General features: G+C 38.3%; 25 protein-coding genes, 6 tRNA genes and 3 pseudogenes. 19 read left to right on the top strand and 15 right to left on the bottom strand.

Annotated elements, in window-relative coordinates; all coding sequences use genetic code 11:
• Positions 1–9 precede the first annotated feature (9 nt).
• Positions 10–816, bottom strand: coding sequence for an N-acetylmuramic acid 6-phosphate etherase (murQ, locus tag ACWYN3_RS24830; protein ID WP_456216790.1), 807 nt, complete (start codon positions 814–816; stop codon positions 10–12).
• Positions 817–991: 175 nt separating this feature from the next.
• Here murQ and ACWYN3_RS24825 point away from each other — a divergent pair, with 175 nt between their 5' ends.
• Both ACWYN3_RS24825 and ACWYN3_RS24820 read left to right on the top strand, forming a co-directional pair.
• Positions 992–2,083 (top strand): S41 family peptidase, encoded by a 1,092-nt coding sequence (locus ACWYN3_RS24825; protein ID WP_456216789.1) that lies wholly within the window; start codon positions 992–994, stop codon positions 2,081–2,083.
• The gene (locus ACWYN3_RS24820) at positions 2,001–2,615 is read left to right on the top strand and encodes a hypothetical protein (RefSeq protein WP_456223144.1); all 615 of its coding nucleotides are present in this window, start codon (positions 2,001–2,003) and stop codon (positions 2,613–2,615) included. Before ACWYN3_RS24825 ends, ACWYN3_RS24820 begins: the two co-directional genes overlap by 83 nt.
• A gap of 20 nt (positions 2,616–2,635) precedes the next feature.
• Here ACWYN3_RS24820 and ACWYN3_RS24815 read toward each other — a convergent pair whose 3' ends face one another.
• The 4 genes and pseudogenes from ACWYN3_RS24815 to era form a co-directional block, all read right to left on the bottom strand.
• The gene (locus ACWYN3_RS24815; protein ID WP_456216788.1) at positions 2,636–2,923 is read right to left on the bottom strand and encodes a hypothetical protein; all 288 of its coding nucleotides are present in this window, start codon (positions 2,921–2,923) and stop codon (positions 2,636–2,638) included.
• Between the two features lie 29 nt (positions 2,924–2,952).
• Entirely contained in the window at positions 2,953–3,906 is a 954-nt protein-coding gene (locus ACWYN3_RS24810) for a glycosyltransferase family 87 protein (protein ID WP_456216787.1), read from the bottom strand.
• Between the two features lie 129 nt (positions 3,907–4,035).
• A pseudogene (gene der / locus ACWYN3_RS24805) lies at positions 4,036–5,342 on the bottom strand (ribosome biogenesis GTPase Der).
• Positions 5,343–5,388: 46 nt separating this feature from the next.
• Positions 5,389–6,277 (bottom strand): annotated as a pseudogene (gene era / locus ACWYN3_RS24800) (GTPase Era).
• A 117-nt stretch (positions 6,278–6,394) separates the two neighbouring features.
• On the opposite strand from era, the gene ACWYN3_RS24795 reads away from it, so the two are divergent.
• The 12 genes from ACWYN3_RS24795 to ACWYN3_RS24740 all read left to right on the top strand — a co-directional run bounded on the left by ACWYN3_RS24795 (position 6,395) and on the right by ACWYN3_RS24740 (position 10,770).
• Positions 6,395–6,467, top strand: a tRNA-Met gene (locus tag ACWYN3_RS24795).
• A gap of 40 nt (positions 6,468–6,507) precedes the next feature.
• A tRNA-Glu gene (locus ACWYN3_RS24790) sits at positions 6,508–6,579 on the top strand.
• A 44-nt stretch (positions 6,580–6,623) separates the two neighbouring features.
• Positions 6,624–6,696 (top strand) — tRNA-Met (locus tag ACWYN3_RS24785).
• A 42-nt stretch (positions 6,697–6,738) separates the two neighbouring features.
• Positions 6,739–6,810: transfer RNA gene (locus ACWYN3_RS24780), tRNA-Glu, on the top strand.
• A gap of 198 nt (positions 6,811–7,008) precedes the next feature.
• Complete coding sequence (locus ACWYN3_RS24775; protein ID WP_456216786.1) at positions 7,009–7,179, top strand: hypothetical protein; 171 nt, start codon at positions 7,009–7,011, stop codon at positions 7,177–7,179.
• A 196-nt stretch (positions 7,180–7,375) separates the two neighbouring features.
• A tRNA-Met gene (locus ACWYN3_RS24770) sits at positions 7,376–7,448 on the top strand.
• A 41-nt stretch (positions 7,449–7,489) separates the two neighbouring features.
• Positions 7,490–7,561 (top strand) — tRNA-Glu (locus tag ACWYN3_RS24765).
• A 338-nt stretch (positions 7,562–7,899) separates the two neighbouring features.
• Positions 7,900–8,463: an RNA ligase family protein gene (locus ACWYN3_RS24760; protein ID WP_456216785.1), complete on the top strand. Its 564-nt coding sequence runs from the start codon at positions 7,900–7,902 to the stop codon at positions 8,461–8,463.
• On the top strand, positions 8,432–9,499 hold the full coding sequence (locus ACWYN3_RS24755; RefSeq protein WP_456216784.1) for an AAA family ATPase: 1,068 nt from the start codon (positions 8,432–8,434) through the stop codon (positions 9,497–9,499). Before ACWYN3_RS24760 ends, ACWYN3_RS24755 begins: the two co-directional genes overlap by 32 nt.
• A 136-nt stretch (positions 9,500–9,635) precedes the next feature.
• A complete protein-coding gene (locus tag ACWYN3_RS24750) occupies positions 9,636–10,031 on the top strand; it encodes an alpha-L-fucosidase (protein ID WP_456216783.1) in 396 nt (131 codons plus the stop codon).
• 178 nt (positions 10,032–10,209) lie between these two features.
• Positions 10,210–10,386: a hypothetical protein gene (locus tag ACWYN3_RS24745; RefSeq protein WP_456216782.1), complete on the top strand. Its 177-nt coding sequence runs from the start codon at positions 10,210–10,212 to the stop codon at positions 10,384–10,386.
• A 159-nt stretch (positions 10,387–10,545) separates the two neighbouring features.
• Positions 10,546–10,770 (top strand): alpha-L-fucosidase, encoded by a 225-nt coding sequence (locus ACWYN3_RS24740; protein WP_456216781.1) that lies wholly within the window; start codon positions 10,546–10,548, stop codon positions 10,768–10,770.
• A gap of 56 nt (positions 10,771–10,826) precedes the next feature.
• On the opposite strand, the gene ACWYN3_RS24735 is transcribed toward ACWYN3_RS24740, so the two are convergent.
• Positions 10,827–12,335 (bottom strand): glycosyl hydrolase family 18 protein, encoded by a 1,509-nt coding sequence (locus ACWYN3_RS24735; protein ID WP_456216780.1) that lies wholly within the window; start codon positions 12,333–12,335, stop codon positions 10,827–10,829.
• A 323-nt stretch (positions 12,336–12,658) separates the two neighbouring features.
• Here ACWYN3_RS24735 and ACWYN3_RS24730 point away from each other — a divergent pair, with 323 nt between their 5' ends.
• The 3 genes from ACWYN3_RS24730 to ACWYN3_RS24720 are packed head-to-tail and all read left to right on the top strand — an operon-like array spanning position 12,659 to position 13,941.
• Positions 12,659–13,012, top strand: coding sequence for a thiolase family protein (locus ACWYN3_RS24730; protein WP_456216779.1), 354 nt, complete (start codon positions 12,659–12,661; stop codon positions 13,010–13,012).
• Entirely contained in the window at positions 12,999–13,556 is a 558-nt protein-coding gene (locus tag ACWYN3_RS24725; RefSeq protein ID WP_456216778.1) for a thiolase family protein, read from the top strand. Before ACWYN3_RS24730 ends, ACWYN3_RS24725 begins: the two co-directional genes overlap by 14 nt.
• Before the next feature lie 4 nt (positions 13,557–13,560).
• Positions 13,561–13,941, top strand: a complete 381-nt coding sequence (locus ACWYN3_RS24720; protein WP_456216777.1) for a hypothetical protein — start codon at positions 13,561–13,563, stop codon at positions 13,939–13,941.
• Positions 13,942–13,948: 7 nt separating this feature from the next.
• On the opposite strand, the gene ACWYN3_RS24715 is transcribed toward ACWYN3_RS24720, so the two are convergent.
• The 7 genes from ACWYN3_RS24715 to ACWYN3_RS24685 form a co-directional block, all read right to left on the bottom strand.
• Positions 13,949–14,464, bottom strand: a complete 516-nt coding sequence (locus ACWYN3_RS24715) for a hypothetical protein (RefSeq protein WP_456216776.1) — start codon at positions 14,462–14,464, stop codon at positions 13,949–13,951.
• 44 nt (positions 14,465–14,508) lie between these two features.
• Positions 14,509–15,009, bottom strand: a complete 501-nt coding sequence (locus ACWYN3_RS24710; protein WP_456216775.1) for a hypothetical protein — start codon at positions 15,007–15,009, stop codon at positions 14,509–14,511.
• Between the two features lie 20 nt (positions 15,010–15,029).
• Positions 15,030–15,542: a hypothetical protein gene (locus ACWYN3_RS24705; RefSeq protein ID WP_456216774.1), complete on the bottom strand. Its 513-nt coding sequence runs from the start codon at positions 15,540–15,542 to the stop codon at positions 15,030–15,032.
• A 228-nt stretch (positions 15,543–15,770) separates the two neighbouring features.
• Positions 15,771–16,115, bottom strand: a complete 345-nt coding sequence (locus tag ACWYN3_RS24700) for a hypothetical protein (RefSeq protein WP_456216773.1) — start codon at positions 16,113–16,115, stop codon at positions 15,771–15,773.
• Positions 16,116–16,279: 164 nt separating this feature from the next.
• Positions 16,280–16,714, bottom strand: a complete 435-nt coding sequence (locus tag ACWYN3_RS24695; RefSeq protein ID WP_456216772.1) for a DUF417 family protein — start codon at positions 16,712–16,714, stop codon at positions 16,280–16,282.
• A gap of 206 nt (positions 16,715–16,920) precedes the next feature.
• Positions 16,921–17,553, bottom strand: coding sequence for an NADP-dependent oxidoreductase (locus ACWYN3_RS24690; RefSeq protein WP_456216771.1), 633 nt, complete (start codon positions 17,551–17,553; stop codon positions 16,921–16,923).
• Entirely contained in the window at positions 17,498–17,857 is a 360-nt protein-coding gene (locus ACWYN3_RS24685) for an alcohol dehydrogenase catalytic domain-containing protein (RefSeq protein WP_456216770.1), read from the bottom strand. Before ACWYN3_RS24685 ends, ACWYN3_RS24690 begins: the two co-directional genes overlap by 56 nt.
• A 197-nt stretch (positions 17,858–18,054) precedes the next feature.
• Here ACWYN3_RS24685 and ACWYN3_RS24680 point away from each other — a divergent pair.
• Together ACWYN3_RS24680 and ACWYN3_RS24675 are read left to right on the top strand one after the other, a co-directional pair.
• Positions 18,055–18,105, top strand: a pseudogene (locus ACWYN3_RS24680) (hypothetical protein); the annotation flags it as partial.
• A gap of 9 nt (positions 18,106–18,114) precedes the next feature.
• The gene (locus ACWYN3_RS24675) at positions 18,115–18,798 is read left to right on the top strand and encodes an AraC family transcriptional regulator (RefSeq protein WP_456223143.1); all 684 of its coding nucleotides are present in this window, start codon (positions 18,115–18,117) and stop codon (positions 18,796–18,798) included.
• Between the two features lie 38 nt (positions 18,799–18,836).
• Here the strand turns inward: ACWYN3_RS24675 and ACWYN3_RS24670 are convergent, their stop codons facing one another.
• On the bottom strand, positions 18,837–19,022 hold the full coding sequence (locus tag ACWYN3_RS24670) for a hypothetical protein (protein WP_456216769.1): 186 nt from the start codon (positions 19,020–19,022) through the stop codon (positions 18,837–18,839).
• 88 nt (positions 19,023–19,110) lie between these two features.
• The gene (locus ACWYN3_RS24665; RefSeq protein ID WP_456216768.1) at positions 19,111–19,326 is read right to left on the bottom strand and encodes a hypothetical protein; all 216 of its coding nucleotides are present in this window, start codon (positions 19,324–19,326) and stop codon (positions 19,111–19,113) included.
• Positions 19,327–19,725 lie beyond the last annotated feature (399 nt).

Raw genomic sequence — 19,725 nt, 5'->3', positions numbered from 1 at the left:
AGTTTTTTCTTATTTAGTACCGGCTTCAACAGCCTTTCTTACACTTCCATAACGAATAAGCAGGTCCTCAGCTTTTTTGTAATCGATATGAAGTTCGTTCATGACCATTTGTGTTCCTCTGTCAACCAGTTTATGATTAGTTAGCTGCATATCCACCATTCTATTGCCCTTGACACGCCCTAATCTGATCATTACTGTAGTGCTCAGCATATTGAGTACCAGTTTTTGAGCAGTACCAGACTTCATCCGGGTTGACCCCGTTAAAAATTCTGGCCCTACAACCACTTCAACGGGAAAATCACTGACTTCAACTACAGGGCCGCCTTCATTACAGATGATGCAGCCTGTCAGTACTCCGTTTTCTCTTGCTTTTTTTAATCCTCCAACTACGTAAGGAGTTGTTCCCGACGCGGCAAGACCAATCAGACTGTCTTTAGTATTGATTTCGAATTTTAATAAATCTATCCAGGCTTGTGCATCATCATCTTCCGCATTTTCAATCCCTCTTCTCAGCGCCTGATCTCCACCAGCAATAATTCCAACAACCAGGTCAAAAGGAACACCAAATGTTGGCGGGCATTCAGAAGCGTCAACCACACCTAACCGGCCACTTGTACCTGCACCAATATAAAATAACCTTCCTCCGTTTTTCATCCGCTCTGCTACAGCAATGGCCAGTTTTCCAATCTGTGGAATAGCTTTTTCTACTGCAAGAGGAACTGTTTTGTCTTCGTTGTTTATACTTTGCAGAATATCAAGCACTTCCATCTGATCAATATTATGGTACTTTGATTCTTGTTCAGTGATGCGTATCATAGTTGTTTGTTTTTTGATAAAAAAATCGTCAATTTCTTTTTAACAGGGAAATATGAATACAATTCGGGGTGATTTATGGCTGAATATTTATAAACAATTGGGGATTGAAATTAAATATGAAACAATTACAATTCTAACGGGTTAATTACTTAATTGACAGCGTAATTTCATAGCTTTGTGCAAAACTATCTCAGTGAAACCAACTACCCGTAAAAACCTGCTTATCGCGATCACTTATTCTGTAACATTAATAGGTGGTATGTTTCTGGGTTATAAGTTTTTAAAAGACCAGGGTTTCACATTCGAACGCAATGTGCAGTTTGCTGATAAGAATTCGAATAAAGTTGACGAAATTATCAATCTGATCAATAGAAATTATGTGGACGAGATCAATGCCGACACGTTAAGCCATCTTGAAATTGATAGTTTGCTGCATCAGCTCGATCCGCACAGTGTTTATCTTCCCCCAATTAAAGCAAATGCGCAATCTGATCTGCTGGAAGGTAACTTCGAAGGCATTGGAATAGAATATTATATACTGAAAGATACCTTGCTGGTCACAAATGTGATCAAGGATGGACCAGCTGCACAGGCAGGATTAAAGCTAGGGGATAAGATTTTAAAAATTGATAGTCTTTTTGTGAGTGGTAAACATCTCACCAAAGATAAAATGATAGGGAAGATCAAAGGGAAAAAAGGAACTCCTGTACAATTGGTTGTACTGCATTCAGGTTCTGTACATCCTGTTTTATTAACAATTAAACGTGGGCGCGTTAGTGTGAGCAGTATTGATGCTGCCTATATGATTAACGCCGATGCAGGGTATATCCGGATCAGTGAATTTGGAGCAAATACAGATAAAGATTTTATAGAGTCAGTAAAAACGCTGAAAGCTGCGGGGATGAAAAAACTCGTGCTTGATCTGAGAGACAATGGGGGAGGTTATCTGACCGCGGCCACTGGTTTGGCCAATCAGATTCTTCCGGAAAATAAACTTATTGTGTATACTGAGGGGAAACACGAACCACGTACTGATTATATCGCTACAGGTGGTGGTGAATTTGAAAATGGTAAACTGGCAGTCCTGATTAATGAGAATACTGCTTCTGCAAGTGAAATACTGGCAGGTGCCGTTCAGGATCTGGATAGGGGAGTAATTATGACGTCGTTCATTTGGAAAAGGTCTGGTACAGGAACAGTTCCCTTTTGGGGATGGCTCTGCACTAAATCTTACGATAGCCAGATACTATACGCCATTGGGACGTAGTATTCAGAAATCTTATAAAAAAGGATATACAGCTTATCAGAACGAGATAGATGATCGTTTTAACGATGGCGAACTCACGGATAAGCCTGTTGCTTCAAAAGATAGTTTAAGAAGAAATCTTGCTTTTACAACTGGTTCCGGGAAAAAGGTTTTTGCCGGAGGCGGTATAGAACCAGATATCTATGTGAAAATGGATACTACCGGGATGAATAAGTTTTATAGCTTACTCTTAACTAAAAAAGTGCTTTTTGATTACGTATTCGATATTTTAGCTAACCGCTATAGTGCAAGTTATCTGGAGCAGAATCTCGCTGCTTTTAGTATTAGTGATACGGATTATAAAGATTTTGTGAAGTATATACAAACCAAAAATATTACAATTGACCCTAAGCAGCTGGCTGCAGCAAAACCAGTTATATATGGTGACTTAAAAGCGCTGCTTTGTAAGTATCATCTGGGAGAAGCTGGTTACTATAAGGCTTTGAATTTAAATGACAGCATGGTTAAGCAGGCTATCTCCAGCATGCAGTAACCATCTGTTATCTTTTTAATTTAGGATTTCTGATCCTGATTTGCGATTCTGTTAAGCTCTATTTCCTTTTTTGGTCTGCAAATCCATAATAATGGTATTAATGCAATCACAGCCATTGGTAATATTCTCAGATAAAGCATGACCTGGTAAAAGTGGCTTGGTATAACATCACGTCCGACAAGAGGGGTGAAATTAAACCCTATAATAATCAGGATTGCCCAGGTAAAGAAATTCATTTTCAATTTGATGTTATCCCAGTTCACAACAAAATACCAGGCCAGGTACATCAGGGCCGGTGCGATGTACATGAATGCATATATTTGCTGGTGTGGAAAAATCAGCGGAACAGCAATAAACAGGAGGACATTTCCCAGAACTGCTGAATTTTGCTGTTTACACTTTTAAAAGGCAGGGTACGTAAAAATACCAGGGTAAGTGCCACAAATGCAAGACGTACGATATTAAGGATTAATGAAACCTGCTCAAAATTCAGATTTACAAAATTCCTTTTGAAAGATAAAATACCTACTGTATCTGTGATATAAACAGGAATCATGGCAACAAGGCTGCTTGGGCCATCTTCGGCTTCAATTGTCCATTCTTTATTGGCAGGATTAATAACACTGAACCATTCATGCAGCAGGCTGGCATTTTTGTCCCATCCTAAGTAGAAAACCGGCAGGTATAAATAAATAACATAAAACAGGCAGATCAATGAGACAGCCTTTAATTTTTTCCTGTAAAGCAAGTAACACACAAATGCTATCGGAAGTAATTTAATATTGATGGCAAATGCTAATAAAGCTGCGCCTGAAATGTTTTTACCACGATTTATTAATTGAATACTTTGTAAAGTAGCCCACAGTAAGAAGATTGTCACTTGTACACAGGCGATCTCTTTGAGTATAAAACGCAGGGCCAAAATGAATGTAATCGTGATCCATAGCTGCTTTTGCTTTTCGGTGAGTTGTGAAACATCAAAATAGTCAGCACACAGTATCCAGATTCGGTATAAAAGATAATAAGAGAAAAAGATCCAGACTAACTGGGGAACTATGGTAGGTAAACTTGAAAAAGGCGCTAACAGGAGTGCAAATAATGGACTGTAATAGTAATTTAAGTCCTGGACAAATGGTGGTTTATAGATGTTCAAACCATTTATTATTTTACCGCCAGCATAAACAAATACTTCAAAATCATGTCCGCCCTTTCCACATTTTATGGCATATAGCAATGCAACTATAAAAAGGACTATTTTAAAATAAATGCTGCTGTAAATATTATTCTTCATTATTTATTAGGTTATTCGAATATGTATGATAAGCAAATATATGTCAAATTAGTTAATTTATGGTGTTTGACATAAAAAAAGCGGTATCATTTCTAATACCGCTTAATACTTATTCTTAAAAGATCAGAACTATTTCTGTCTGAAATAGATTTGAATTGGTGCTCCGCTAAAGTCGAAGTTTTCACGTAATTTGTTTTCAATGAAACGTTTATACGGTTCTTTGATGTACTGAGGCAAGTTACAGAAGAAAGCAAACATTGGTGATGTTGCATTGATTTGCGTCACGTATTTTACTTTAATGTATTTTCCTTTTAATGCTGGTGGCGGATATTTCTCAATGATCGGCAGCATGACATCATTCAATTTCGAAGTAGGGATTTTCTTTCCTCTGTTTTTGAAGACTTCTAATGCTGTTTCAACTGCTTTGAAAATACGTTGTTTACTCAATACCGAAGTAAATACGATCGGGATATCTGTGAATGGCTGTAATTTGGTGCGGATCTGTTCTTCGAAAGCTTTCATTGTTTTATGATCTTTCTCCACTAAATCCCATTTATTTACCAGGATTTTACGATACCTTTTTTGTTTTTTTCAGCTAAGTGAAAAATATTCACATCCTGAGACTCAAGGCCATCAACAGCGTCTATCATTAATAATACCACGTCAGCCTCTTCAAGGGCTTTAATGGTACGCATAACAGAATAAAACTCGATGTTCTCTTTTACTTTTGTTTTTTTACGAAGCCCTGCGGTGTCGATGAACATAAATTCATGTCCGAACTGATTGTAGTGAATATGGATGGAGTCACGTGTTGTACCTGCAATTGGGGTAACAATATTTCTGTCCTGGCCCATTAAGGCATTAATCAGGGAAGATTTACCCACATTTGGTCTGCCGACAATTGTCAGTTTTGGTAAAGCATTTTCTTCGACCACGTCATCTTCAAAGTGTGAGATCACGTCATCCAGTAAATCACCTGTACCTGAACCTGTCATTGAAGAGATCGAATAAATATCTCCAAGTCCAAATCCGTAGAATACAGCTGCATCATTTTCTAATGAAGTATTGTCTACTACTTTATTTACGACAATGAAAACCGGTTTTTTACTACGGCGTAATAGCTGTGCTATTTCATCATCTAAATCTGTAATTCCAGTGATTACGTCAACCATAAACAGGATAACGGAAGCTTCTTCGATCGCGATAACTACTTGTTCACGGATTGCCGCTTCAAATAGATCTTCAGAATTTGCTACATAACCTCCTGTGTCAATTACAGTAAATTGTTTGTGTGTCCATTCAGCAACGCCATAATGACGATCGCGTGTTACACCACTGAAATCATCAACAATTGCTTTACGACTTTCAGTTAAGCGGTTAAAAAGGGTAGATTTGCCTACGTTTGGTCTTCCGACGATTGCGATAATGTTACTCATGTGTTTTGTGAATTGTATTAATTATTAAGGGGTTGCAAAGGTAGGTTTAATTTTCGTACCCGAAACTTTTTAAATAGTTCTTTTTACTACGCCAGTCCGGAAGTACCTTTACGAAGGTTTCAAGGAAGACTTTCTGATCTAAAAACTTCTCAATATCCTTACGGGCTTCAGTACCAACCTTTTTCAGCATTGATCCTCCTTTGCCAATCAGGATGTTTTTCTGAGAATCACGTTCAACAATAATCTCTGCACTGATCCTGGTGATTTTTTCTTCTTCTTTATAAGAAGTAATAACTACTTCTGTACTATAAGGGATTTCTTTCTGGTAATTGTTAAAGATTTTCTCTCTGATGATTTCAGAAACAAAGAAACGTTGTGACTTATCAGTAAGGTCACCTTTATCGTAGTAGGGTGGGTGTTCAGGCAGATATTCTAATACTCTTTCCATTATCCCATCCAGATTATATTTATGTAATGCAGATATTGCATAAATATGTTTTGGTTTTAACAGTTCCTGCCAGTAAGCTTGTTTCTCTTCTACCTGTTCCTGAGTTGCACCATCAATTTTATTGATCAGTACGATCATAGGAATAGTCGTGTTGATTATTTTCTCCAGTACATCATTTTCATCATGCTGTTCATTGATGTCCATTGATGTCCGTAACGAATAAAATTAAATCTGCATCACTCAATGCGCCTTTGACAAAATTCATCATTGAATCCTGTAGTCCGTAACGCGGTTTTATGATGCCGGGTGTGTCAGAAAAAACAATTTGTGAATCTTCTTCATTGACAATTCCCAGAATACGGTGACGAGTAGTTTGAGCTTTCGGTGTAATGATCGATAGTTTCTCCCCCACCAGTGCATTCATTAACGTGGATTTACCAACATTTGGCTTTCCTATTATGCTTACAAAACCTGCTTTATGCGACATTGAATTTTTTTTTTTTTTAAATAAATTTGCATTGCAAAGAAACGAAATATATCTTTGCAGACCAATTTAAAAACAAAGGAAGATTAAATCTTTTATAGTTTTACAATTGATAAATAGTGCGGGGTGGAGCAGTTGGTAGCTCGTCGGGCTCATAACCCGAAGGTCATCAGTTCGAGTCTGGTCCCCGCTACCTGGAGAAGCATAACCTGCAAAGGGTCGCGCTTTGAAATGGCCCGTTCGTCTACCGGTTAGGACGCCAGATTTTCATTCTGGAAATAGGGGTTCGATTCCCCTACGGGCTACAAAGAAACGCTAGTTGCACACTAGCGTTTTTTATTTAACATAGTGCGGGGTGGAGCAGTTGGTAGCTCGTCGGGCTCATAACCCGAAGGTCATCAGTTCGAGTCTGGTCCCCGCTACCTGGAAAGCGTTTAACCTCATAAGTTAAGCGCTTATTTTATGGCCCGTTCGTCTAGGGGTGAGGACGCCAGATTTTCATTCTGGTAACAGGGGTTCGATTCCCCTACGGGCTACTTAGATTTTCATCCTGTTTCTTAAGATAAAATACATTCTTTAATTATCTTCTTGTTTCCACTTATATTTTCTCAGGCTGAATTTTGAATTAAAAATTATCACTAAGACGGTTTAATTTATTCTATAGGTATTATTTATTCAATAATTATTATTGAATAAATAATACCTATAGTGCTGGTAGGATAGATAGCCCGACTATGATAACTCCGGCCAGTCATCTGAATTCAAAATTTGAAATTATTCGTTATGTAAAACTGACAAATGGCAGCTATTTACTGGAAGCAAAATTCAATACTATCGTTTTTGACCGCGAAGAAAAGGTGAAAAAGAACGTAGAAAATGGATATCTAAGGTTAATTCTACGTTAACAGTTGTAAGATTTCTGTTTTTATTGTAGAAATTAAGATTAAATGTGTCTGTTAGCTAGAGAGATAGCGTGTTATTTTAAAAATAATGCAAGTAATAGCTACTATTACTTGCGATTTTTAAAAAATAATCCTATGTTTGCATCACTTTAAAAAACACTGGTAATGCCTTCTAAGGCTTGTTTGATAAAGCATATAGTGCGGGGTGGAGCAGTTGGTAGCTCGTCGGGCTCATAACCCGAAGGTCATCAGTTCGAGTCTGGTCCCCGCTACCTGGAGAAGCATAGCCTGCAAAGGCTGGTCGCTTTGAAATGGCCCGTTCGTCTACCGGTTAGGACGCCAGATTTTCATTCTGGAAATAGGGGTTCGATTCCCCTACGGGCTACTTAAAAGGTCTTTCTATTCAAATAGGAAGACCTTTTTTTAGTTTATAGCAGATTTTAGTAGCTTTGTCGTAAATAATCAAAATAGTATATCTTTTGAGCCATGTAATCCCAAAATACATATCAATGCCAAATGATCTTCCTTTCGGGGAGGAATAATACACTATTGCTTTTAATTTAATTTTAATAATATGTCTATTTCTCAAAAATATGGACGTACCTATCATTATCCGTTTTCGCCTGGTACAACCAGTGATGACAGGATAACACATGACTATTGGGAACAACTTCAGAAAATACCGCATCTTGTACATACAGAAAAGCTGGATGGTGAGAATAATTGTTTGTCAAAATATGGGGTGTTTGCCCGATCTCATGTCGCGCAGGCAATATCCCCCTGGACCGAAAGTCTGAGGCGGTTCTGGCAACTGAACTGATCAAAGGTGATCTTGGGTCGCTGGAGATTTTTCTGGAAAATCTTTATGCAATTCATTCCATAGAATACAGGAATCTGGATAGTCATTTTTACGTATTTGGAATTCGTCAGCACAGCAGATGGCTGAGCTGGGAAGAAACCCGATTTTATGCTGGACTTCTGGACTTACCAGTGGTTCCGGAAATAGCTGTTTTTAAAACACCAGATAAGCCGTTAGTATTTGAAAATGAAATCTTATCAATTGTATCAGGGGCGGGTGCATTGAGCCCTTTTGATGCTTATACCGGTTTGCCGGTAACGATGGAAGGTATTGTAACCCGCAATGCAGATGGCTATGATTGTAATGATTTTAGTCAGAATGTATTTAAATATGTAAGAAAAGGTCATGTTAAAACTGATCAGCACTGGACCCGTAACTGGAAACGCGCCAGGTTAAATGAAGGAGGTACACATGTGGACTATAAGTGAAAATAAAGAATGGGCCCATCTTGAACGTAAACGTAAGTTTGGTTGGGTGGAAAGAATGAAAGAAGTACCACAAGATGCTTTTTATCATGCAGAAGGGAATGTTGCTGTACATACACAAATGGTATTGGCTGCTTTGTGTAATGAGGATGCTTTTAAAAATCTGGATGCTCAGGAGCAAGAGGTTTTATGGGCTGCAGCTTTGCTCCATGATGTAGAAAAATATAGTACGACTATGATTGAGGAAGCCGGCCGGGTGACATCTCCGGGGCACGCACGTAAAGGTGCGCTCACAGCAAGAAGGTTATTATATCAAAATGAATCGCCTGCTCCGTTTGAAATAAGGGAGCAGATAGTTGGACTTATACGTTATCATGGGCTGCCCATATGGATTTTTGAGAAGCCAGATCCGCTTAAGGCTCTGGTTAAAGCAAGTATGGAAGTCAATATGCAATGGCTGGCACTTTTAGCCAGGGCAGATATGCATGGCAGGATCTGTGGCGATAAAGATGAAATGTTGTACCGCATTGACTGTTTTGAAGCTTATTGCCGGGAACATGATTGCTGGAATTCGCCGCGGTACTTTAGTAGTCCTGAGGCTAAAGTATATTATATGTCTAATGATTTATCATATCTTAACTATGTGCCGTTTGATCTGCCTTCGTTTGAGGTTGTTTTAATGAGTGGCCTGCCCGGAGCGGGGAAGGATACATTTATTAAAAAGAACTTTAAAGATGTACCCGTAGTATCTTTAGATACTATAAGGAATGAATGGGGGATTAAACCCACTGATAAAAGTGGCAATGGCAAAGTTATTCAGGAAGCAAAAGAACGGGCAAGAGTGTTTTTACGTAAAAAACAAAGTTTTGTCTGGAATGCAACTAATATTACTCAGCAAATGCGGGTGCAGTTAACAGATCTTTTTGTTAGTTATAAGGCAGAGGTGAATATTGTTTATCTTGAAGTCCCTTACAAGCGGCTATATCTTCAAAACAGAAGCAGGGAAGCGCAGGTACCCGATATGGTATTAGATAAATAAATTAATTCATAAACTGGAGGTACCGGCATTATGGGAGGCGCACAAAGTGTCGTATCACTGATCTTGTTTTTATAAAATTTTTAAAGCATCTTCCTGTCTGGTTCACCTGCTTTAAACATTTAAATGAAACCATCATGTGCAGCAGCACGCCAACCGGAACCAGGTAGCACATGATAGCTTCATCACCGATAAAAACAATTATATTCTGATGAAAAAAACATTCCTTATCTCCTTAGCTTGTATTTTATCCGGTAGTTTATTTGCACAGCAGCATCTTTCCTTGCCAACTCCATCTTCAGCACCTGGTAAGTACCAGCTTGAACAGATTAAACGTAAATATGGTATGTTCATTCACTTTAGCATTAATACATTTAATGATGTAGAGTGGTCTGATGGAACCTTGCCTCCATCTTCTTATAAACCAACAGCTATTGATGCTGAGCAGTGGGTCAAAACTGCCAGAGATGCAGGAATGAAGTATGTGATACTGGTTGCCAAACATCATCACGATGGTTTTTTGTTTGTGGGATAGTCAGTATACGGATTATGATGTTGCAAACTCAGGAAACAAGACTAATGTTATCGAAGCAGTAGCAAAAGCATGCAATAAGTATAATATATGGTCTGGGTATTTATTATTCGTTATGGGACAGGCATCAAAATCCAGATACTAAAGATACTTCATTAGATGGGGCGTATAATAAATATATATGCTTGATCAGCTCAGTGAGCTTATTGCTATTGCTCAAAAAAAAAGACTAAGATTGTTGAGTTCTGGTTTGACGGCGGATGGGAAAAAGAAAATGTCAGATGGCCGGTTCAGGAAATCTATCAGACTATTAAGGTTAAAGAGCCGCAATGTCAGATTGGTATTAACTGGTCCATAGGTGCTCCACAAAACCCTGATCAGCATGTGGTTTTGCCAGCTCAGCAGAAAGAGGGCTATCCTATACGTTATTTTCCAAGTGATTTCAGGTTAGGAGATCCTTATTTGCCGGCCAGTCCTGATCCCTAAAATATTTACCCATCAGGGGGAGCGATATTATATGCCCTGGGAATCCACAGTGTGTATCAGTGAAAAGTGGTTCTATAATACGAAGGATACAAAATTCAAATCAATTGCTCAGCTTGTTGAAGATTATAAGGTGGCTACCGCTCAGGATAATATCCTGATTCTAAATACTCCGCCTGCCAGAGATGGAAAGATAAGACAGAAGGATATTGAAATCTTAACAGGAATAAAAAAGCAATTGCAAAGTGATCGCCGGTAAATTAAAACTTATCAGGATATAGAAATAATATCCTGATAAGTTAAAAGCTCAAATGACTATTTAGCACAGTTTTCTACAAACTCCCATGGGCCCCATTGGCTGGCCTCTGGTAATTCATTAGGGTTTACGTACCATTTATTTTTATATATTTTACTGTTGTAATAGACTTTTGTACCTGTTGTTGGGTAAGCATTTGCTGCGTTATATACCGCTATCCCACAACCTCCTGCACCAGGATTGGTTGGATTGGTGGGGTCAATAGGTATAACTGGTACTTCGTTTTTATAATCGAATGCATTTGCCAGCGCTGCTGCCGTGGTTTGTCCGTTTAAAACTTTTTTAGCGACATTCAGATAAGTTACGCCTGTATAATTGGTTCCTTTAGCAGATAACAAAGCAAGATTCCAGATCATAATACCATCATTTTTGCCTGCTCTGTTTTGTGAGCCGCCATCGTGAATATATTTGGCTAAGTCAGCCTCAAATTGAGGTGTGTGTTCAAAGTATGGTCCCCAGGGCTCATTGGGTACATGTGTACCGTGTGCCAGCTGAAATCCATAAATGTTAGCGTAATAGGCATATGAATCATACATTAGTTTGCGGTTAGGTGCCGCTCCGATATTATAAGCCTGGTAAGCAATGATATCTAGTTTATCTCCGGCAGATTTGATTACAGGTATCATTGCACCCGTTGAGCTGAAGCCAAATAAACTGATGCTTTTAGTGCCGTCAGTTGCGCTGTATAGGTAACTATCAGATTCACCAGTTATCGTATTACGTTTACTATAGGCAAATGGAGAAGAGGTGTCATCATTATTCAGTCCGCCCATTGCTCCCGATCCTACAGGTGCTGTAGCGATAATATATCCTGCTGACTTTGGCATTAGTTTTCTTGATTCGGTAATGAATCTTGTCAGGTAAGCTACATTGGTTGCATTTCCTGATTCGCTAAAGCTACCATTGGGTTCGAAATCCCAGTCAATTCCCCCAAAGCCGATATCATCTACGAAATCTTTAATCTGCTGATAATTGATGTCATTGAAATTTTCCTGTGCTCTCCAATAGGTTTCTCCGCCTAATGATAAAATTACAGTAATGCCACGTTGTTTAAGGATTCCAACAGCACGCTTTAACATCTGTCCTCCTTCTGTTGCCTGATAACATTCCAGCCCTGTATTTGCAGTGGAAATGTTATAAGAACCTTTTACGTATTTTAAATTGGGTTTTGCAAATGCAAATGCAAAGAATACATGGGTTACAGCGGTTGGTAAGGTCGTGAAAGCACTTTTACCGTCTTCATTAAGCCATCCCTCAGTCCAGCTCGGATAGTAGCCTATGGTAATTGGCTTACTCAAACTAGGATTGGCATTGCGTTCAAAGTTGACCTGTGTTTTCGAATTACTTAATGATTGATGGTCTGGTTGCTGGTTTTCGACTTCTGATTTCTTACAGGAAGAAAAAACAGTCAGCAATAATAGACCTGCTGCGGTGCTGTTTTTGAAAAAATTGCATAATTTCTTTTTAGGTGACAAGATTTTGTCACCAACTGATAAATGTTGTTTCATAGGATTAGGTTTTTAAGTTAACATCAAAAATAGTATTGAAAATAACATTCGCAACTTTAATTGTAATAATTTCTCTATAAATTACCTGATATTATTTTGTTGGTAATTATTGTTTCTAAAAGATAATATAAGTTCATTTTTTGTTGACTGTTTCAGAGGGTTTTAATCGGCTAATGTATCTAACGGTCATGTGTTTATATATGAAATTAGTGTGTTTTGTTCTTTCAGTTAATGAAAGCTGAAGGCGTTATTTGGAAATATTTAAACGGTATTTGCAAAATGATAATTAGTAAATTTAGTCTTCATTAATAAATAGGCTGATTATGCTGGGTAATACTAAATCAAGGAGAGTGGCGATCGTAGGATACAATCGCATTCCTTTTGCACGTCAAAATACTTTTTATGTTCAGGCAAGTAACAAAGACATGTTCACGGCTGCTTTGAATGGATTAATAGACCGGTATAATTTACAAGGCCAATTGATTGGAGAGGTGGCTGGCGGAGCGGTAATTAAACACAGTACACAATTGAATTTAACAAGAGAATGCGTCATGGCTTCTTCTCTGGATCAGAAAACTCCTGCCTGTGATCTTCAGCAGGCTTGTAATACTGGTATTGAAACTGCGATCTATATAGCAAACAAAATTGCATTAGGCCAGATCGATGCTGGTATATAGCAGGGGTGTTGATTCGGCCAGTGATGCACCATTGGTATTGGGCGAAAAACTGCGTAAAATTCTTTTGGCTGCGCGCAGGGCAAAAACATTTGGCCAAAAAATTTCGGAGTTCTCTAAAATCAGAATTAAAGACCTGACCCCTGTCGCACCAATGAATATGGAACCTGGCACGGGGTTGTCAATGGGTGAACATACCGAGATCACGGCTAAATACTATCAGATTTCCAGAGAAGAACAGGATCTGTTTTCTTTGAAAAGTCATCAGAAATTGGCTGCGGCTTATGATCGTGGTTTCTTTAATGATATGTTAAGTCCTTATCAGGGACTGGATAAAGATAACAATATGCGCAGGGATACTAGTTTGGATAAACTCTCCAGATTAAAGCCAGCTTTTGATAAACAGAACGGTTCACTAACAGCAGGAAATTCTTCTCCATTAACCGATGGGGCATCCTGTATTTTATTAGCTAGTGAGGAGTGGGCTGTTGCACATGGATTACCCGTTCTGGCCTATATACTTTTTTGCCGAAGTAACAGGAATTGAGTACTTGAAAGATAAACAAAACCTATTGTTAGCACCGGTTTATGCAGCGGCAGATATGCTTAAAAAAGCAGAATTAAGTTTGCAGGACTTTGATTTTTATGAAATTCACGAAGCTTTTGCTGCTCAGGTACTGGCTATTCTTAAAATATGGGAGAGCCCTGAGTTAGTTAAAGAATTTGGGTTTAGTGAGGCTTTTGGTAAAATCGATGAACGTAAATTAAATGTGAATGGAAGCAGCATTGCCACAGGGCATCCATTTGCTGCTACCGGAGGACGCGTTTTGGCCACATTGGCCAAGTTGTTATATGAAAAGGGCAGTGGTAAAGGATTCCTTTCTGTATGCGCGGCGGGCGGCATGGGTGCCACTGTAATTTTAGAAAGGTAAATTCCTGTTATTCAATAACCAGCCAGGTGTAGCTATTTGCCGGTATTGTTACCTCATAGGTCACATTATTGTTTTTATCTATGTTATAAGATGATGTACTTTTTCCTTCTTTTTCTCTGATGTTTGCTTTGCCTGTAAGACCTGTATAATATAGAGGTAACACGATTTTCTGTGTAATTTTCTCAGCAGATGGATTATACAACATGGTTAATCCTTTTTCTTTACCAGCTGGATTAACATGTAAAATCCCATCCCAATCCCTTCCGTCAGCTCTGCGCAAATGTACAATGTCCGAATTCAGAATAGTACGGTATTTCTTGTACCAGCTGACTACGCCGATCACAAGTTTTTTTGTTTCTTCGGTATCGTATAATCTCGGCCCGCGGTAACAGGCTTGTATCCCGGCTCCATAATATTGCATCATTAACTGTTCATATGAATCGAGGTGTTCTGAAAGTGGTTCTAAAGTTGCTGCCGCACCTCCTCCCTGATACTGTGTTAAGGGAACAAAGCCCCAGCTCATGGAAGGAGTTTTTTCCCACGTTCCATCATAAATATTCTGACGGTTTAAGATAACCTGCTGTTGCGGGGCAGACTGAAATTTACTTCTCTATACCCTAATGCTATTTTATTGGTTCCATCCAAAAAATACCAGTCGGGTGCATTGACATAAACTCCATTCTCATTACACCAGCGATATAACCCTTTTTGAAGTTCCATTTGTGCCCATTGAGAGTCGTCTAATCCTTTATGTCCCGGATGTTTTGTGGATGCACAGACATCGCCAGGATATGGCCCGTCATTCTCAAAGATATCCAATCCTGTTTTTTTTATAAAAGCTTTAATTTTACCCAAATAGGCTAAACCCCAGTTTGAACCTAAACAAGGTGCATGAAGAAACTGGGCATGCACATCTGCTTTTCCGGTTTTAGGGTCGATCACATCTTCCTCATCATTAATGCGTCTGCTGGAAAATAAAGAATACCCACCCATCAGTATATCTTTGCTATGTGCATAATCAACCAGGCCTTTAATTTTGGAAATGTTATCTGCAGAGAGGTCTTCCATCTCCAGACCACTGGCAAAGCTTAAAATAAAATAATGGCCTCATAACCAGTTTCGGCGCATTGATCAACGGCTTTTTTTACAACCTTTGGATCAATAGATATCAGGTGCATGAAGATTGGATTTTCTGTTGACCATGGTGCGATCTTACGATACATCATTCGCTGAGCTAATCCATTCCTGTCTCTGTCATAACTATCAAGTAATAGTTCGTTTGTTCTTATTGATTTAAAAGTATTTCCAGGAGTGAGCTCAACGCCCGGGCCAACTGGAGGATAAACTTCCAGCAGGCAGGGTGTTTTATAACTGTAATTGACCTGAGAAGTATAAGTTGAATCTGTATTCCAGTGTGTGGTTTGATCAGACAATCGGGCGTTCATAGAATTGTTAAAAGCATAATTACTCTCTATGTAAATTCCATGTGGCCTTTTCATCTCCATTGGATTTCCATCTACTGTAGATTCCTCCTCATGTGCAGCTATAACCTCATTGATAACTTTGTTTAGTTTGATAGTCTCTTTTTGCCTTATTTTCAATGCTCAGCCATTTGCAGATAAGAGGGGCACCATCATATAATTCATAATTTATATGAATTATGACTCCTTTTAAGGCTGGTAAGCTGGATTCGAAAGAGAACGTCAGCATTTTTCCTGTGGGTTGTTTTGTATTGGCCGCCCACTCGTTTGCTGCCGGTTTCCAGTTAACATGAGGTACAATCGGGGTTATGTTATACGATTTATATATAAAATCCGAACTATTAGCAGTCAGTCCGTCAAGCCAGCTATATAAAAGATAAGCTTTTTGTTTTTTTGACCATGCAGCCCGCCTACATTATAGGTTTTACCATCAATTGTTAATTTTGCTTCCGGGCTAACGGCTCTTATTAATTGCTGATTATTGCTTAGGTTACTGAAATCCGTACAGGCCAGATTTGGCTGTAAACGGAAAGATCTTTTTACCAGGCCATTAGAGAAAATAATATCTTTACTATCTGTGCTGCGATATATCCTTGCATTTTTGCCGGAACTGTTAATCAGCCAGTCTTGTTTTTTAACTGATTCTTCTGCTTTTTTCCAGATTGGCAGTGTAGAGATTTTATTTTGTGCCAAGAGGTGACTGGCTTGAAATAGCAGTAAAAAGACTAATGTTCTTCTCATATTTTAATATCTGGTTTGACGAATATAGAGAGATAAATAATAGAAAAAAAAAAAACAGTCTTTCCGCTTTGTAGATAATAAAATGATTTAGCTATATCTAATTGATTAATTGCTTATTATGTGTTGTTTTTAGTCTGAGAATGCCCGATTATCTGTAAACCTATGGCCAGAAATGCCAGATCCTTTAAGACGAAAAAAAAATCTGTAACCGGTACACCATCTAATTGTTTCCAGATACCAGGGGTACTGATTAAGAAACTCAGCGTAGAAGCAAAGATTACGATAGTTAGTAAACCGGCAATTTTTCCAGCTTTTGCATTCCAGAAAGAAGCGATCAGAAACAGGGCGGTAATGATTTCAAAGATCCCTATAATTATGGATGCCGTTTGAACAGACACAATTTTGTATAGCCAGCTCATTAACCAGCTGTTCTCAACTAAAGGTTGAATAGCCTTTGCTTCTGAAGGAGTAAACTTTAATATGCCTATCCATAATAGTACAATGACGGTGGCAATTACGCCTGTTACGTATCCTGATTGAGTTGTTTTCATAACCCCTTTGTCGGTCATAGAGAGGAAACCTTACAAGGGATTTTAAAAAAAAGCAGCTGCTCCCTGAAAAAGAGCGGATAAGATTGGAAACGGGTTAAGTTTCTATTAGGTATCTGTGTTGGGAAGGGGTTGGTAAGGCCATTGGCCTTACCAACCCCTTCCCAACACAGATACCTAATACATGGTTGACAGATCTCTACATTAACTTAGACATTGATTACTATCTTTCCAACAGTTCTTCCGGATTCTATTGCTGAATGCGCCTCAGGAAGCTGTTCAAATGGATAGATCTTAGCTACATGCGATTTGATTATACCTTTTTCCAGTAAACCGGCTATTTGTTTCATATCTTCTCCATTAGACTCTACAAGGATAAAATAACCATTGATCCCTTTAGCTGCTGCTTTGGCGGTCACTTCATCACTTAGACCTGATGGAATACTGATGATCGTCCCGTCTGTTTTAATGACTTCCAGTGAACGATCAATATTATCACCTCCAATGGTGTCCAGTGTAAAATCAATAGCACTGGTAGCTTCTTCTATACGTTGACTGGTATAGTCAATATGTTCATCAGCACCAAGACTCATTACAAAATCTTTATTTTTTGCAGATGACGTTCCAACTACATGCGCTCCGATATGTTTAGCTATTTGTACCGCATAATGACCTACACCACCAGCTGCCGCATGGATCAGTACTTTATCTGCTGCTTTGATTTTTGCGTGGCTAACTAAAGCTTGCCAGGCCGTAAGTGCGGCAAGTGTAGCTGCGGCAGCTTCTTCATGTGATATGTTTGCTGGTTTTAAAGCAAGGTGGGGCAGCAGGAGCAGCGACATATTCTGCATAAGCTTTTCCATGACCAGGGAAATTAACCATTCCAAAAACTTCATCACCAGTTTTAAATAACGGGGAATTAGATTCAGTAACAATACCAGAAATATCCCATCCCAGGATAATCGGTGGGTGTTCTTTGAGTTTACCGTATAATCCTTTTCCGCTTCTTACCTTTGCGTCTACAGGATTAATGCTGATTGCTTTCACTTGTACTAAAACTTCATCTTCTGTGATCACAGGAACAGGTAAAGTGGTGAGTACCAGTTTTTCTATATCGCCAGCCTCAGTTAGAATTATTGCTTTCATTTTTCTCTATTTAAATTTGTAACGCAAAATTGTACTTATTTATTGATGATTTTACGGTATATGTTTTCCTTATTTCGGTATATTTACTGCATGAGGAAAGAAAATCTTTATGAGCCCTTTTCAGTTAATTTTGAAACTTTAGCAGAAGGCTCGCTACTCGCACATAAAAATAGTTTTTTTTTGAGTTAATCTATGTATTGTCCGGTACCGGGCAGCAATGTATTAACCATCATAAATTTGATTATCATCCGGATCATATGTTTTTGATTACACCTGATGACTGCCATTCTTTCGATATCAAAACCACTTCGGAATTTTTCTTTCTTCGTTTCAATGATATTTATATCCGGTCAAAAGGCATTAGTAGTGCTGATTTGCAACGGTTAGAGTTTATTTTGCAGAATGCAAATCATCAACCTGGCTGCATCCTGAAAAATCAATCGGATAAAAGTCTGGTTCGCCCTATGGTCGAAGCTGTTATTCGTGAATATGTAAACAGGGATTTGTACAATAAAGAATTGGTGCAGCAGCTAGTGAATACACTAATTGTAGTAGTGGCACGTAACATTGCAAAGTATCTTCCTGAACAAGTGAATGAATGTACAGAAGACAAAGCAATGGGGATTCTGGAGTATATTCAAAATAATATCTATCATCCTGAAAAGATCAGAACGGAAATAGTAAGTAAGCATTTTGGGATCTCAGAAACTTACCTGGGACGTTATTTCAAGAAGCATATGAATGAAACTATGCAGCAGTACACGATCAATTACAGGACTAAATTCATTGTGAACAGATTGCAGCATAGTGATATGCGCATCAATGAGATTGCTGATGAACTAGGCTTTACAGATGAAAGTCATCTGAATAAGTTTTTCAAAAAGCAAAAGGGACTTAGCCCGGGGCAGTTCAGGAAATCTTTTAAAAGACCGTTATGCTGAATTTCAGCATAACGGCAGCGTTAATTTATTATTGGTTTTTATAGAGAGCCAAAAATAATGCCTAATTGAGTTCCAATGAATGAAAGTGTATTTTTCACAAGATTAGTTGCTATACCGGTGAGTTCTTTAAATAAATCACCAATGACACCTCCTCCTTCAATTGTAGACATTTCTGCTTTGTTCAGTTCCTGAACACCAAGATTTTTTAATTCCAGATTTTTCATAATAGGTTTATTAGATTAGGATGGTTTAAATAGATAGAAAAGCTGTTATCCTGAGCGTAGAATAACAGACAATAATTTATTTCTAATACTAAAGTGACCTTAGAATTGTGAATAATTGAGTAAGACCAAAGTTAATTGTGTTACCCACAACTGTGCCTACAGTATTAACAACTCCACCTACGGTGGCAGCAACAGCGCCTATTACGCCGGAAATGTTTTCTATTAAACCTCCGCCTTCAATTGTAGACATTTCAGTTGCATTCAATTCTTGCACTCCAAGGTTTTTTAATTCTAAATTTTTCATAATGGGGGATTATTATAAAATAAATTCCTTACTCGTTAAAGGCTTTTCAGGGTACGCCTAGGTTGGCCAAACACTATAACGAAAGTAATGATATTTCGCTAAAACGTAGAAATAGCAAAAGGATGAGTTTTTGTGTTTTTGTTTTGTATTTGTCTGAATACTTGGTTTTTATACTGAAAAACAGGCTTTTTTACTCCGGGATTGGAGTCGTTTGGGTTTTATTCAATTCGTTCATTTAATGCATTTCCCGGTTGTGCCAGTGAACAGTGGACTGAATGAATAGAAAATTATCATTTTTGATGTAATTGCGTTTATTTGAGGCTTGATTTAAGGGATTATTTTTCTTTTTAACAAGGTTAGATTATCTCTATCCGGAGCAGAGAAATGCTAAATTGAAAA

Source organism: Pedobacter sp. NJ-S-72 (genome assembly GCF_053890575.1).
Note: the sequence above shows the minus strand (reverse complement) of the source record. Positions and strands in the feature narration are given on the sequence as shown.

Coding starts and splice junctions, on each gene's coding strand:
- murQ (WP_456216790.1), bottom strand. CDS start 816: ATGATACGCATCACTGAACAAGAATCAAAGTACCATAATATTGATCAG.
- ACWYN3_RS24815 (WP_456216788.1), bottom strand. CDS start 2,923: ATGTACATCGCACCGGCCCTGATGTACCTGGCCTGGTATTTTGTTGTG.
- ACWYN3_RS24810 (WP_456216787.1), bottom strand. CDS start 3,906: ATGAAGAATAATATTTACAGCAGCATTTATTTTAAAATAGTCCTTTTT.
- ACWYN3_RS24775 (WP_456216786.1), top strand. CDS start 7,009: ATGATAACTCCGGCCAGTCATCTGAATTCAAAATTTGAAATTATTCGT.
- ACWYN3_RS24755 (WP_456216784.1), top strand. CDS start 8,432: ATGAAGGAGGTACACATGTGGACTATAAGTGAAAATAAAGAATGGGCC.
- ACWYN3_RS24745 (WP_456216782.1), top strand. CDS start 10,210: ATGCTTGATCAGCTCAGTGAGCTTATTGCTATTGCTCAAAAAAAAAGA.
- ACWYN3_RS24740 (WP_456216781.1), top strand. CDS start 10,546: ATGCCCTGGGAATCCACAGTGTGTATCAGTGAAAAGTGGTTCTATAAT.
- ACWYN3_RS24735 (WP_456216780.1), bottom strand. CDS start 12,335: ATGAAACAACATTTATCAGTTGGTGACAAAATCTTGTCACCTAAAAAG.
- ACWYN3_RS24730 (WP_456216779.1), top strand. CDS start 12,659: ATGCTGGGTAATACTAAATCAAGGAGAGTGGCGATCGTAGGATACAAT.
- ACWYN3_RS24725 (WP_456216778.1), top strand. CDS start 12,999: ATGCTGGTATATAGCAGGGGTGTTGATTCGGCCAGTGATGCACCATTG.
- ACWYN3_RS24715 (WP_456216776.1), bottom strand. CDS start 14,464: ATGAGCTGGGGCTTTGTTCCCTTAACACAGTATCAGGGAGGAGGTGCG.
- ACWYN3_RS24710 (WP_456216775.1), bottom strand. CDS start 15,009: ATGGAAGACCTCTCTGCAGATAACATTTCCAAAATTAAAGGCCTGGTT.
- ACWYN3_RS24695 (WP_456216772.1), bottom strand. CDS start 16,714: ATGAAAACAACTCAATCAGGATACGTAACAGGCGTAATTGCCACCGTC.
- ACWYN3_RS24690 (WP_456216771.1), bottom strand. CDS start 17,553: ATGTCGCTGCTCCTGCTGCCCCACCTTGCTTTAAAACCAGCAAACATA.
- ACWYN3_RS24685 (WP_456216770.1), bottom strand. CDS start 17,857: ATGAAAGCAATAATTCTAACTGAGGCTGGCGATATAGAAAAACTGGTA.
- ACWYN3_RS24675 (WP_456223143.1), top strand. CDS start 18,115: ATGTTTTTGATTACACCTGATGACTGCCATTCTTTCGATATCAAAACC.
- ACWYN3_RS24670 (WP_456216769.1), bottom strand. CDS start 19,022: ATGAAAAATCTGGAATTAAAAAATCTTGGTGTTCAGGAACTGAACAAA.
- ACWYN3_RS24665 (WP_456216768.1), bottom strand. CDS start 19,326: ATGAAAAATTTAGAATTAAAAAACCTTGGAGTGCAAGAATTGAATGCA.